We start from the raw sequence: 12,992 nt of genomic DNA on the forward strand, positions 1-12,992 counted from the left end.
AGCAATTGCCGAGAACAACTAAATAGCGAATTTTTTGCCTTGCTATCATCACGTTTACCCATCCTCAAAATAGATCACTTAATTATGCGGATTGGTATAAGTTAAAAAACTATTTTGCGTATTTATTAATATTAGAAAAAGCCATTAACACATCGCGGGCATAATTAAGCCGCGGGTGAGCAAGCGCCCCTTTACGCCACGCTAAGTACAAATTGTTTTCCGGCCCTTGCGGACCAAGTTTAATTAATCTACCCGATTGAATATCGTCATGACATATATAATCAGGCAGCACGGTATAGCCTACACCAGTTCTTACTATGCCGGCGAGCGCGCGTATGTCGGGGCAGCGGGCAATTATTTTTGACGTACAGCTTTGTTTAAATACAGTATCAAAATACTGGCGTATAAGCGGTAATTGACTGTCGTAACTGACCACCGGCAGCGTATTTAAAAGTGCTGGCGTAATGGTTTGCCCCTCTAAGCTTTGCGCTAATAAACGGTGCGCCACCAGTACTAGCTCTTCGCTGTCGAGCACTTCAAAGTCGTAAATTTTGTTATCGGGCAGAGAGGCTGTAATGGCCATATCGGCAACGCCGGTGTCGAGCGCTGAATAAATTTGCTCACGATTACCAGGCAGCACGACCACATCAACATTGCCTGCTTGTAACAAATTTGCCAGCTGTGCTGAGGCAACATAACTAATATATTCGGCGGGTCCAGCTAGTGTAATCGTCCCGCTCACATCGTTTGAACGGGTGCGTACAGAGGCAACTTTTTGCTCTATAGCATCAAGGTGATTTGCCACTTGGCCTGCAAAATCGTGGGCGGCATTACTTGGTTCTACGCCTCGGTGACGCCGCTCAAATAACGATTTACCTACCACCGACTCCATTGTTTGTATATGCGCGGTTGCAGCTGGTTGCGAAAGCCCCAAATTTTTAGCAGCCCGAGAGATGTTTTTACAACGATATACCTCAACAAAGGTGCGTAATTGTACAAAATAAGACATAAAACATTAGGTATCAGAAATCCGATGGGTAAAGCAAGATTAACTGAATTCTACTTATTGTAAAGTGCGCGTACACTTGCGCTCGTTCAGTTAGACATTAAACATTTTCATATTTAATTTATAAAATAGGTAATTAATTACTTGAAAGTTAACTATTAATTCCCATTTTATAAAGCAATGAGCACCAGGGGCTGAGCCCCGTAACCAAGTAGAGTACAAATATGTTAAATTTTGCATTTAAAAACCGCACCGAGATTTTATTCGGCAAAGATCAAATTAATGAGATCGCAAGCCGCGTACCAAGCCAAGGCAAGGTCATGTTTTTATACGGTGGCGGTTCGATCAAAAAGAACGGCGTATATGACGATGTAGTAAATGCACTTGAAGGTGTGGACTTTGTGGAGTTTTCGGGAGTTGAGCCAAACCCAACTTACGAAACACTTTCAAAAGCTGTAGAAATTGTGAAAGAGCAAAACGTTAGCTTTATATTAGCTGTAGGCGGCGGTAGTGTTATCGACGGCGCTAAATACGTAGCGGCAGCAGCAAAATACGAAGGCGACGGCTGGGATATTTTAGTTAATGGCGCAGAAGTAAAAAGTGCATTACCTATTGGCGCGGTATTAACGCTTCCGGCTACTGGCTCAGAAAGCAACGGTAACTCGGTTGTTACCCGTAAAGAAACCCAGCAAAAACGTGCCTTTGGTACGCCAATTGTACAACCGCAATTTGCCGTGCTTGATCCTACGTATACATTCTCACTGCCAACTCGCCAAATTTCTAACGGTGTAGTTGATGCGTTTGTACATGTTATTGAGCAATACTTAACGTACCCAGTTAATGCGCCACTGCAAGACCGTTTTGCAGAAGGTATTTTATCTACGCTAATTGAGCAAGGCCCTAAAGCCCTTGAAAACCCAGAAGATTACGATGTTCGTGCAAACGTAATGTGGTCGGCAACGATGGCACTAAATGGCTTAATTGGCCAAGGCGTACCGCAAGATTGGTCTACGCATATGATTGGCCACGAGCTAACAGCGCTTTATAGCTTAGATCACGCTGTAACACTTGCAATTGTATTACCACCGCTTATGTTTGTTCAGCAAGAGCAAAAACGCGCTAAAATTATTCAGTTAGGTGAGCGTGTATTTGGCCTTGATATGCAAGACAAAAACGAGCTGATTGATGCAACCATTAAACATACTCAAGACTTTTTTGAGCAAATGGGCATTAAAACAAAACTTGGCGATTACGACCTAGGTGAAGACGCGGTTGAAGCCGTTGCCAACAACCTTGAGCGTAACGGCATGACAGCCCTTGGCGAACATGGCGATATTGACATAGCTAAAGCGAAGAAAATTTTAAGCCTAGCGCTTTAATTTAATTGTTTTTTGAATGGCGCTTTTTAGCGCCATTTTTTATGCTCAAAAAGCTAAAAGCTAAAAGCTAAAAGCTAAAAGCTAAAAGCTAAATGGTGCAATTAACTAAGCGAGTTTATTATTTAACTTAACGATACAGCTAACAGGGACTTACCATGCGCGGCTTTTTATTATTTATTGGTTACTCATCTTATATTGGCAGTGTGGGCGATGGCCTTCTTGGCTTGTATGCACTATGGGTTTTAATAAGTAATAATTTAGCATTTTTAAGCTTATCGCTTAATGACTTTTTAGCGCAATATTTAGAGTTTACGCTTAATTAAGTGATCTATTTTGAGGATAGATAAACGTGTTGATAGCTAGGCAAAAAATTCGTTATTTAGTTATTCTAAATGAGAATTTTTTAACGCAGATAGTGACACGTTTAGCCCCTAAAAATGATTAAGTATTATTGCGGGTTGGTATTAGATATTGGGTGAAGCAGGTTGCTTTTTATGTCATGCCGCAAAGCTTTGCTAATTGGTTATTCGGCATTCCAGCCGTTATTTACTTTCCCGTACGTATATTAATGAGCTTAGTAATTGACTAAAAAAGGCGACTCAGCTAAAAATAAATAATGTGTAAAAACTACTCACTTTTAAAATAATTACCTTTTTAAATATCGCATATCACAATAACCCATCATTTAATTTCATCAAAAATTTATTAACCCATTGTTTTTAAATGTACTTTTAATCCTCGCTTTTGGCTTTTGCTAATTACATCTGGCATATAAATTGATACACCAATGTATAAAATTTAAAAGGGAATGCACATGACTGCTGAATACTTTATGGTGCTGGGCCTGCTCGGAGTGGCTTTTTTTGCGGTTGCAGGAGCACTGCTAGGCTACGAAAAAAACATAAGTGGTTTTGGGGTAGTGGTGGTCGCAACTGTTACAGCTTTAGGTGGCGGCACGCTAAGAGACATACTTTTAGATAAACCTATATTTTGGATAGCTACGCCTGAGTATTTATACTCAACTTACGCCGCTATTATTGCCACCATATTTTTTGTGCGTTACTTACCTCATGTAAATAACTATTACTTTTTATTAGTCGATGCTATAGGTATGGCATTATTTAATATTATGGGGATAGAAAAAGCCTTAATAAGCGGTACAGGTATGGTAATAGCGATAACAATGGGGATCACCACAGGGATTTTTGGCGGCCTAATACGCGATGTAATTTGCCGCGAAGTACCCTCAGTTATGCGAAACGAGCCCTATGCTTCAGCCTGTTTAGTAGGCGGCCTAGTTTATGCTGCGCTGTTTACCATAGAAGTCGATTACATTTGGTGTATTTTAGGCTCACTTTTTACCACTGTATTTTTAAGATTAGGCTCGCTTAAATGGGGCTGGCACCTAACCATTTTCAGAAAAAAAGATTTTAAAGATCAAAGAGAGTAGCTCTTAGTTATTTATAGGCTGGGTTTGCATATGGTACTCATAGTTATCTTCCCCAGTGACCTTAAAGCCTAGTCGAGTATAAAGTGCTTTAGCAGGGTTGTTTTTAAGTACTGTTAGTTTGATAGGCTTTAACTTTGCAGTTTTAATTACTTGCTCAATAACGCCTCTGCCGTAGCCTTTATTTTGATGGTTGGGGTGTATTTGTAATTGCATTATTTCAATGTAGCTACCCCATACCTTGTACTTTAACGTACCTATAGTATCACCATTAAACTGTATGAGATGAGAGCAATCGTATTGCTCGTCAACCCTTTCATTATGCTGTTGCTCAGTTAAAAATAAGCCGGCCACCTCAAGGTGCTCTACCATAGTAAGTTTTCTAAGACATAATTAATAACCTGAGCCTTGGCTAATAAATCTATCTCAAGCAGCTATTTTTAGCGCTAACTGCGTTGAATCTACTTGCAATAGGCTAGCTATTGACGCGCAAATTCGCCTTGTTTTCACTTAAAATTTCTAGCTAGAGAAAACAGACCCAGTAACATTACTAACCAACTATATCTAAATCTCTTAACCAAAGCTCAGGTTAAACCTCTTTTCGGGCGTGGCTTTTGTAAACGTAAAAACCAAAATGTCCTTCCTTGTATTTAAAAAATTTAACTTTAGTTGAATCACTTTCTGTAAAAATTAGGTCTTTATTAGCCATTACAGATTTAATGGGCACACAATGAACATAACACACACAAATAACGCACTCACCTTTTTACTTACACTCAGCTTTGCATTACTTGGTGTATCGTTTGCTTTAGGTGCAAACCCAAACACACTCTCAGCTACCTTTAGTTTTTATGAACTTGATACCTTACTCAGTAACAATGCATTAGGTTTGCTCACAGGCACCGCTATGATTGCGTTGGCAGTCACCACCTTAGCTGCGCATTTAAAATTAATAAAGCCTGTGCCTGCAGTTATACTCGCATTAGTTGTTAGCATAGTGCCTTTGCTTACCCTATTTGCCAGTAACCGCTGGATGGCACAGTTAGGCGGCTTTCCAATTATTGGCAGTGGGCAAGGCATAATTAAATACTTTGCTGTTATCCCTTTGTATTTATTTTTGTTTTATAAAAATAAACTAACAGACAAACAACACGTACTTTTAAACTTTATACCGGTTGCTATGGTGTTACTGTGGATTGGCGGCATGAAATTCTATGAATTTGAAGCCAAAGCCATTGTAGGCCTAGTAGAAACCTCACCGTTTATGTCGTGGTTATACACGGTATTTAGCGTACAAGGCGCATCAAATATCATTGGTGGGTTTGATGTATTATTTGCAGTACTACTTGGTGCGGGCATTTTACTTAACAATAAAAAGCTTATTATTGTTAGTGGCTTAGCGTGTTTAAGTGTATTTTTAATGACCCAAACATTTTTAATTACCGCAAACGGCGCGTTTAGCTCAAGCACGTTATTAGAGCGTTTAGGGCAATTTGTAATTAAAGATTTATGGTATGTAGGTAACTTAATTGTTATTGCCACTTTAATGCTACTTAAACCTGCTAAATAATATATAAAGAGGACGTTATGATCAGTTGCAACCATTACGATTACATCGAAATTGCCTGTATGCACCATTTAAGCGTTGAGCTTATTTTAAAAAATGGTGATAGTGTATGTGGTGTAGCAACTGATACAAAACGCAATGCACTCAAACAAGAGTGCATTGCCATTAATGTAAGCGGCGAGCTAAAGCTTATTGTGCTCACTACAATTAGTCTACTTAAAGCGCGTGAGAGTAATCCATACTTTGACCACGTGAACTTTGATGTAAAGTAAATACCTTACCTATTCGTTTTATCATAAATACCCCAGCGAGCTTGTATCATCAATATGTTAAGGCTTGCTTATTTAGCCAATGCTTTAGCTCATACGTGCTAAATGCACAAAGGCAAAATTTACCTTTAGAATGAACTGTTCACATAAACAGCTATTTTGACTTTGTCCAATAACATTATTAAAAGTTATTTGGTGCAAAGCAACAAAGGCTTTTTCACTGCATACCTAATTGCTTGTTTACATTGCAGTTATTTAGTGGAATTATTGAGCGATGTAATATGCGCCGTTTTGGGGTGTTATAACCCCCCAAAGTGGTGTTCAATAAGCTGTTATACGTTTCTCAAGGATGGTGCTCCCCGATGATTTTCAAAGCTTCTCAACTATTAGAGGCATTTATTGAAGAAGAAACCACGAAATTAAAAGGTTTCGATATGCCACACATGCCTACACTAGGTAGTGCGTATGAACAGGTTACAAAACAAGGCATCGATCAAGCATTTATTCTTCCACAGAATTTAAACTTACAAGTAGTCTCTGGCTTTATATCAATAGCCGGTGAAATGTTACCGGAACAGATTGATTGCATGTTGGTGCACGGTGATGGTGTCAGATATGGTCTAACGGATGAATACATATATGAAATTGAAAATATTCTTTGTATTTTTGAAGTTAAGAAAACTCTAAGAAAAAAAGATTATGTGGATGCATTTGAGCACCTTGGGGGAATAAGAAAAAGATTTTCAGAACATTTTGAAAATAAGTTAAGAAACGAAAATTATGAACCCGACATTAGAGTTGCTAGAAAGCACTTCTCTCAAATTACGGGAAAAATAGCACCAGAGAAATATTTGGATATTCATCGTCTTTCGAAAAGCGAAGGTATTTTATTCTATGCACTGGTTCAAGAGTCGTTAGCTCCAGTTAGCATTATTCAAGGCTATGAAGGTTATAAAAGTGAGCACGGGTTAAGAACCGCTTTTATAAATATCCTTGAGGAGAAAGGAAAAGAAGGCGCTCAAGGACTTGGAGTTCCAAGCCTCCCAACACTAGTTACATCTAATGAGTATTGTATTGTTAAAGGAAATGGCATCCCTTTTACTGTTATCAAGGATAAAGATTCTTGGGTGATATCTTTTTCAACTAGGCATAATCCAGCGAAAATGATATTGGAATTAATTTGGTCAAAAATTTCAATATATTTTGATGTAAAGATGCCTTGGGATGACGGGCTTCACATGGATAATATCCAACCATTACTCTTAGCTATACCAAAAGAAATAGAAGATCGAGCAGGATGGTTATATAAAACTATTGAAATCAAAGAAAAAGAACTTGTTCGAGAAAATGATGGTGTGTGGGCACCGTACGCTATAGGAACCGCTGAAATGTCTGCAATAAATATTATGGCAATGCAGGGTGGTTATTTACCGTTAGATGAAGGTATGCAAGAACATCTACAAAAGAATGAAAACTCTTGTATAGAGGATGTTGTTGACTCACTCACGAGCTCTAGAGAATTTATGGTTGATGGCAATTATTTGAGACCTATTAATGGTTTAACACATATAATTACTAATGACGATGGCACTGGTTTTGTTTCATCTGAACGTGACAAGTTCGATTTATGGTGTGAAGAAAATAAAATCAGACCTACTTATATGAATATGATCTTTATGGAATAAACGTATAACAAGTTACTCAAAAGGACGCAAAACGCTTGGCTTGTGCTCCTTCGTCGCCAATTTTAGCCAAGCATTTATGCGCCCATTAGTAAGGCGTTAAGTATCCTCAATCTACTATGGAGTAGTATTCGAAAATGGAATTGAATGTTTTACTGGTATCACTACTTCCGATGGATGAAGAGTTATTTATCGAACAAGGCCAAGCTAGAGATATAACCTTGTTTGAAAAAGCCCTAGATATGGCAAAAGAAAGGGATGATGAATACTCTATCAAAGTTTATATAAATGACCATTTAAATGGTTACATGGCTGGAGTTATCTCAAAAAAATCCAGTGTTAAACTTCATGACCGTAATTTTGAAATTCATAATGAGGAAGATTTTCCACCCGTAGTCTGGCTTTGGGATAGAAGTGAACAAGTAATTCTTGTGGAAAACAAAAACTCAGTCTTTAGCAGTGCCAATGTTGCTGCAAAGGCATTCTCAAACATATCAAATAATATAATTTTAGCTGAGCGTGGAGTTCGAGCTCACGTTCATCCAAAAACAGTAGATAGCGCTTTTTGGGAAGTATTTGAATCTTTTGAGTATGTAAGTGAAGTTAAGTTTAATCTTGCTGCTCCGAACCTATTTGGTAGCACAAAGAAAGAAATCGGAGAATTTCTTCATGAAGTCGTTGATGAAACAAATGCCTCAGAATTTTCTCCTGTGTTTAAAAATCCAGATGGTAACCTTAATTTGAAACCATCTAGTTGGTTAAACGCAATGGTGGACTGGGTTAAAGACGGGGCAGGAACTTGGAATATTCGAGGAAAAAAATCTCTCAAAGATAAATATAAAAGCATTGGAAGTAAAACTCGTGCTAAATTGCTTGTAATCGATGGCAATATTACAGAGCTTGAATTGGAAAATTATAAACCTCAGGATGTTGCTGAAATAGTTGAAATGATCAGGCATAGGTATACATTCAAAAAATGAAAACAATAATCTATTTAGCCATATTAGTTACAATAGCTATTTTATTGTCTAGCGTCGAAGCTGATTCATTTCATATTCTAGAGCGTTCATTACCACCAGTGCTAGGCGCATGCTTAGGTGGTGTTCTTGCCTGTACTTCTATAGTGGTGAGTGTTCTGTCTGGTTCATCTAAAGAAACCAAACAAAAAGCAAAAACTAGTCAAAAATTCTCAAGGTTTATTACTAGCTTAGAAAAGGATGTAAAAATACTTGTCGTTTGTCTGTGCTTCATAGTCGCACTGCCATATCTAAGAACATTGGATTACCCTCTAACTTTAAGTGTTTTTGATTTGTCACCTGAATACCTAAAACAAAAACTCTTTTCAAGTTTAGAGATTTTTGTAGCAAGTATTGCTTTTATAGTTATATATGAGCTTGTTACAGTTTTAATTACAATACTAAAAAACATGATGGTTATTCATGACACGGATACTTAAAAAGAATTTCAAGCAGGACAAAATACAGTTGGCTTTTTGTTCACTACGTTCACCTATTTTAGCCAACTATATTTTGACTCTTAAACGGGCGTTAAGTGTCACAAATATTGAGGAGTCTGATTTGATAGGTCCAAATCCAAATAATAAAGAACCAATGAATGGATTTCCACAAGTGGGATATCTTAAAAACTATATAAAAAGTGAAAATATATTAGTTGGTGATTATACATATTACGATGATCCTGACGGCCCTGAAAACTTCGAAAGTAACGTGCTATATCATTTTCCATTTATTGGAGATAAGTTAATTATTGGAAAATTTTGTGCTATTGCAAAAAATGTAAAATTTATAATGAATGGTGCTAACCATAAAAACTCTGGTTTCTCTACTTATCCATTTTATATATTTGGAAATGGTTGGGAAAAAGTAATGCCTAAAGAAGGAGAGTTACCATTTAAAGGAGATACAGAAATAGGTAGCGATGTTTGGATCGGATATGAAGCTACAATAATGCCTGGAGTTAAAGTTGGACATGGTGCTGTAATTGCAAGTAAGTCTGTCGTTACCAAAGATGTTCCTGCTTATAGTGTAGTCGGTGGTAACCCTGCACAAATAATAAAAAAACGATTTGAGCAACCAGTCATTGATAAGTTACTTCAACTAGCTTGGTGGGATTGGTCAGCAGAGAAAATCACATTAAATCTTGAAGCAATTGCAGGAGCTGATCTTTCAAAGCTTGATTGTGCCAAGTGACACTTAACAAGCCAATTAAGCGGGACTAAAAACAGTTTGCTCAGTTTCGCTTCGCTACACATTTTAGCAAACAATTTTTAGCCCCTTACTGGGGCGTTAGCATTCAAATCTACGGCCTAATTATATTACTAAAGGATTATTGTGAAATACTCTAGGGTTTTAGTCTTTTCAGTAGGCTTGTATTTATTGCTAGTTGCTTTATCAACAATAGCAACAAATGCTGTTGGCTTTGATGAGATGACTGAAAGCACATCACACATTTATACTCAATACGTCCTCGGTTTTGTAGCCTCTTTATTTGTTTATTTTTACTTAGGCTATAAGCAAACAGTGAGGCCGTATAAAAACCTTTTTAGTTGCGGCTGTTTATTGGTTTATTAACTTAAGTGTCGGTGCCTTACTATATATACTGTTAGAAATAACAATGGAGCCTTTAATATATTTAATTTCTGCTTTGCTGCATGTAATGGCTGTTTTATTAGGCACGCAACTTGGTATTCAATTACGTAGTAAGAAAATTAAGCATAATAAAAAATTGTAAAGCAGAACGTAAACAGTTGGTTTGACTCCTGTATTGCTAATTTATGCCAACTACTTACTGTTTAGCAAAGCATTTTATATTCCTCCATCATCATTATTTAAGGATGACTTATGAATAACACAAAAGTGGTTTTAATAACGGGCGGAGGTCGAGGTATTGGTGCTGCTACATCTAAATTATTTGCATCAAAAGGGTATGCCGTTTGTATCAATTACAAGTCTAATCTAGCTTCGGCCGAAGCTGTCGCAAGCGATATTAGGGCTGCAGGTAATCGTTGTATTACAGTCCAAGCAGATGTTTCGGTAGAGAAAGATGTGCTAAGACTGTTTAAAAAAATTGATGCAGAGCTAGGCCCTTTATCAGTACTTGTTAATAATGCTGGTATTTTACGTAAGCAGTCGCGTTTGGAGGATTTAACAGCTGAAAGAATTAATACTATTTTAGCAAACAACGTGACTAGTTACTTCTTGTGCTGTCGAGAGGCCATAAAGCGTATGTCTACACGCCATGGCGGAAACGGTGGGGTTATTGTAAATGTTTCATCGGGGGCATCTCGTTCGGGTTCACCGAATGAATATATTGATTATGCTGCCTCAAAAGGGGCTATAGATACACTCACTAAAGGTTTATCACTAGAGGTTGCTTGTGAAGGAATTAGAGTTAATTGTGTGCGTCCTGGGCTAATTAATACGCAAATGCACGCTGATGGTGGTGAACCTGAAAGAGTAGAAAGGTTAAAGGAGCTTATTCCTCTTAAGCGCGGAGGTGAACCTGAGGAGGTGGCCGAAGCTATTTATTGGCTTTCATCAGCAAAGTCATCGTTTTCGACAGGAAATTTTTTAGACTTATGTGGTGGCCTTTAATACATAGCAAACCAATGTAATGGCAATTCCTCACGCTTAACACTTTTAAGTGGGTGTTATAAGCTAAAAAAGGATTGAATATGCTACTCGACTTCTCAGTTCTTGTTCACAAGCCTGCATTAATCAGGTAGTTATAATAAGCCTAGCAGCGACGCACAGATCAGCATTTCGATTTTAAAGCACTATCTGGCTTTAACTAAGTAAAAGCTATATCAGCCGCATTTATTTAATACAGCTATTCAAACGCAACTATTCAAATACAATCTCCCCTAAACACAGCGAAGCATAAAAGCTTCGCCAAATAACGTTATTTTAGTAAACGCGAGTTCATATTGCGGTGTGTAATATCTTTACAAGCATTTTAAGTTAGGCGTTCGTACTGGGCGCTTATTTTTAGACTCCCTTTATTAGAGATACTTTTTATGAAGTTAAAGTTATTTATTGCCGCTATTATTGCCTCCTCTGTGTCGTTACATGCGGCGCAAGCACAAGCAAGTGCTAAGTTTACTTTTGAAGATTTAAAAGCAATGGCAAAAGCCTCTGCCAAAAAGCCTTATACGCCTGTGGAAGTGCCAGCCCCTGAGCTTATTGATAAAATTACCTATGACGAACATTGGAAAATACGCTTTAAAGAAGATGAAACCCTCTACCCAAATGGCAAAAAGGCACCGGTGCAATTATTTTACCCTGGGCGATATTTTCCTGAGCCGGTAAGTATTTTCATCAGAGATGATAAAAACAACGTTAAAGAACTGCCTTTTAATAATGCACTTTTTGATATGCCTGCCGATAGCCCTGCCCACGACCTGCCAGAAGGGTTTGGGTTTGCAGGCTTTAGAATTATGCGCCCCGATATAAAACCAGATTGGATATCGTTTTTGGGGGCGTCTTATTTTAGAACTGATGGCCCTGAGGGGCAATATGGGTTGTCGGCCCGCGGTATTGCAATTAATACCGGTATGAGTGAGCCAGAAGAATTTCCACGCTTTTCGGCATTTTGGTTAGGCCCTGCAGAAAATAAAGGTGAGAGCATGTCTGTGTGGGCATTGCTTGAGGGGCCCTCTGTTACAGGTGCTTATCGGTTTGGTTTAAGTAAAGACAACAAAGAGGCCAAAGGGCATGTTACCTCTGTAAGTGCTAATTTGTATATGCGCGCCGATGTAGAGCGCTTAGGTATAGCGCCGCTAACCAGCATGTACTGGTACTCAGAAAAAGATAAAACGGTAGCGAAAGACTGGCGCCCAGAAATTCACGACAGCGATGGCTTAGCGATTCATACTGGGTCGGGCCAGTATATTTGGCGACCGTTAAATAATCCGCAGTCGGTGTCGACCAATAGCTTTATTGATGAGAACCCTAAAGGCTTTGGTTTAATCCAAAGAGATCGTGACTTTAATAACTACCAAGACGACGGCGTGTTTTACAATAAGCGCTCATCAGCGTGGATCAAGCCTACGGGCGATTGGGGGAGAGGCGCTGTGCAGCTAATCGAAATCCCAACTAAAGATGAAACGTTTGATAACATTGTTGCTTATTGGGTGCCTGAAAAAGAGGTACGTAAAGGCGATGAGTTTACCTTTTCTTATGATATTGAGTGGCGTCCACTCGATCCAAAATCAAAAAAACTAGCAAGTGTTGTTAATACTCGCCAAGGGCAGGGCGGAATTCCTGGCCAGCCTATTCCTGAGGGCGTAAACAAAATGGTGATTGATTTTGAAGGCCCAGTATTTAAAGGCCTAGATAGAGAAAGTGGCATAAAGCCTATTGTTGAAGCCAGTAACGGCGAAATACTTGAGCCAATTGGTGCTTACCCAATAGTGGGTACCAACCAATGGCGATTAGCATTTGACTACAAACAGAGCAATAACGACCCCGTAAGCATACGCGCGTATTTGGTTGATAAAAACGAAGAGGCGATAACCGAAACATGGGTAAGTGATGCAAAGGTAACGATTGAGTAACTATAAAAATTAAAACGGGTGGCCCTATAATTAGTTTTATGTAGCCACCCGAATAACTGCAAAATAA

13 protein-coding genes are annotated in these 12,992 nt (G+C 38.5%); 11 read left to right on the forward strand and 2 right to left on the reverse strand.

What is annotated here, in order from left to right; genetic code table 11:
- Window positions 1–109: 109 nt before the first annotated feature.
- Complete coding sequence (locus AN395_RS00560; protein ID WP_054981703.1) at window positions 110–1,009, reverse strand: LysR family transcriptional regulator; 900 nt, start codon at window positions 1,007–1,009, stop codon at window positions 110–112.
- Between the two features lie 221 nt (window positions 1,010–1,230).
- Here AN395_RS00560 and AN395_RS00565 point away from each other — a divergent pair, with 221 nt between their 5' ends.
- The 3 genes from AN395_RS00565 to AN395_RS00570 all read left to right on the forward strand — a co-directional run bounded on the left by AN395_RS00565 (window position 1,231) and on the right by AN395_RS00570 (window position 3,835).
- The gene (locus AN395_RS00565; protein WP_004587069.1) at window positions 1,231–2,385 is read left to right on the forward strand and encodes an iron-containing alcohol dehydrogenase; all 1,155 of its coding nucleotides are present in this window, start codon (window positions 1,231–1,233) and stop codon (window positions 2,383–2,385) included.
- Window positions 2,386–2,540: 155 nt separating this feature from the next.
- Window positions 2,541–2,708: a hypothetical protein gene (locus AN395_RS19455; protein ID WP_157683935.1), complete on the forward strand. Its 168-nt coding sequence runs from the start codon at window positions 2,541–2,543 to the stop codon at window positions 2,706–2,708.
- Window positions 2,709–3,199: 491 nt separating this feature from the next.
- Window positions 3,200–3,835 (forward strand): trimeric intracellular cation channel family protein, encoded by a 636-nt coding sequence (locus tag AN395_RS00570; RefSeq protein WP_004587070.1) that lies wholly within the window; start codon window positions 3,200–3,202, stop codon window positions 3,833–3,835.
- 3 nt (window positions 3,836–3,838) lie between these two features.
- Here AN395_RS00570 and AN395_RS00575 read toward each other — a convergent pair whose 3' ends face one another.
- A complete protein-coding gene (locus AN395_RS00575; protein ID WP_054981704.1) occupies window positions 3,839–4,204 on the reverse strand; it encodes an N-acetyltransferase in 366 nt (121 codons plus the stop codon).
- A 358-nt stretch (window positions 4,205–4,562) separates the two neighbouring features.
- On the opposite strand from AN395_RS00575, the gene AN395_RS00580 reads away from it, so the two are divergent.
- The 8 genes from AN395_RS00580 (at window position 4,563) to AN395_RS00620 (ending at window position 12,925) form a co-directional block, all read left to right on the forward strand.
- Window positions 4,563–5,402 carry a DUF417 family protein gene (locus AN395_RS00580; RefSeq protein ID WP_054981705.1) on the forward strand — a complete coding sequence of 280 codons (840 nt, stop codon included), beginning with the start codon at window positions 4,563–4,565 and terminating at the stop codon, window positions 5,400–5,402.
- A gap of 17 nt (window positions 5,403–5,419) precedes the next feature.
- Window positions 5,420–5,671: a Rho-binding antiterminator gene (locus AN395_RS00585; protein ID WP_054981706.1), complete on the forward strand. Its 252-nt coding sequence runs from the start codon at window positions 5,420–5,422 to the stop codon at window positions 5,669–5,671.
- Between the two features lie 359 nt (window positions 5,672–6,030).
- Window positions 6,031–7,353 (forward strand): DUF6602 domain-containing protein, encoded by a 1,323-nt coding sequence (locus AN395_RS00590; RefSeq protein WP_054981707.1) that lies wholly within the window; start codon window positions 6,031–6,033, stop codon window positions 7,351–7,353.
- Between the two features lie 134 nt (window positions 7,354–7,487).
- On the forward strand, window positions 7,488–8,330 hold the full coding sequence (locus tag AN395_RS00595) for a hypothetical protein (RefSeq protein WP_054981708.1): 843 nt from the start codon (window positions 7,488–7,490) through the stop codon (window positions 8,328–8,330).
- Window positions 8,327–8,806: a hypothetical protein gene (locus tag AN395_RS00600; RefSeq protein ID WP_054981709.1), complete on the forward strand. Its 480-nt coding sequence runs from the start codon at window positions 8,327–8,329 to the stop codon at window positions 8,804–8,806. Before AN395_RS00595 ends, AN395_RS00600 begins: the two co-directional genes overlap by 4 nt.
- A gap of 106 nt (window positions 8,807–8,912) precedes the next feature.
- On the forward strand, window positions 8,913–9,560 hold the full coding sequence (locus AN395_RS00605; RefSeq protein WP_404821062.1) for a Vat family streptogramin A O-acetyltransferase: 648 nt from the start codon (window positions 8,913–8,915) through the stop codon (window positions 9,558–9,560).
- A 651-nt stretch (window positions 9,561–10,211) separates the two neighbouring features.
- A complete protein-coding gene (locus AN395_RS00615) occupies window positions 10,212–10,964 on the forward strand; it encodes an SDR family oxidoreductase (protein ID WP_054981710.1) in 753 nt (250 codons plus the stop codon).
- 422 nt (window positions 10,965–11,386) lie between these two features.
- A complete protein-coding gene (locus AN395_RS00620) occupies window positions 11,387–12,925 on the forward strand; it encodes a glucan biosynthesis protein (protein WP_054981711.1) in 1,539 nt (512 codons plus the stop codon).
- The last annotated feature ends 67 nt before the right edge of the window (window positions 12,926–12,992 follow it).

This window comes from Pseudoalteromonas sp. P1-30 (assembly GCF_001400005.1).
Classification (GTDB): Bacteria; Pseudomonadota; Gammaproteobacteria; order Enterobacterales; family Alteromonadaceae; genus Pseudoalteromonas; species Pseudoalteromonas atlantica.

Coding starts and splice junctions, on each gene's coding strand:
- AN395_RS00560 (WP_054981703.1), bottom strand. CDS start 1,009: ATGTCTTATTTTGTACAATTACGCACCTTTGTTGAGGTATATCGTTGT.
- AN395_RS00565 (WP_004587069.1), top strand. CDS start 1,231: ATGTTAAATTTTGCATTTAAAAACCGCACCGAGATTTTATTCGGCAAA.
- AN395_RS19455 (WP_157683935.1), top strand. CDS start 2,541: ATGCGCGGCTTTTTATTATTTATTGGTTACTCATCTTATATTGGCAGT.
- AN395_RS00570 (WP_004587070.1), top strand. CDS start 3,200: ATGACTGCTGAATACTTTATGGTGCTGGGCCTGCTCGGAGTGGCTTTT.
- AN395_RS00575 (WP_054981704.1), bottom strand. CDS start 4,204: ATGGTAGAGCACCTTGAGGTGGCCGGCTTATTTTTAACTGAGCAACAG.
- AN395_RS00580 (WP_054981705.1), top strand. CDS start 4,563: ATGAACATAACACACACAAATAACGCACTCACCTTTTTACTTACACTC.
- AN395_RS00585 (WP_054981706.1), top strand. CDS start 5,420: ATGATCAGTTGCAACCATTACGATTACATCGAAATTGCCTGTATGCAC.
- AN395_RS00590 (WP_054981707.1), top strand. CDS start 6,031: ATGATTTTCAAAGCTTCTCAACTATTAGAGGCATTTATTGAAGAAGAA.
- AN395_RS00595 (WP_054981708.1), top strand. CDS start 7,488: ATGGAATTGAATGTTTTACTGGTATCACTACTTCCGATGGATGAAGAG.
- AN395_RS00600 (WP_054981709.1), top strand. CDS start 8,327: ATGAAAACAATAATCTATTTAGCCATATTAGTTACAATAGCTATTTTA.
- AN395_RS00615 (WP_054981710.1), top strand. CDS start 10,212: ATGAATAACACAAAAGTGGTTTTAATAACGGGCGGAGGTCGAGGTATT.
- AN395_RS00620 (WP_054981711.1), top strand. CDS start 11,387: ATGAAGTTAAAGTTATTTATTGCCGCTATTATTGCCTCCTCTGTGTCG.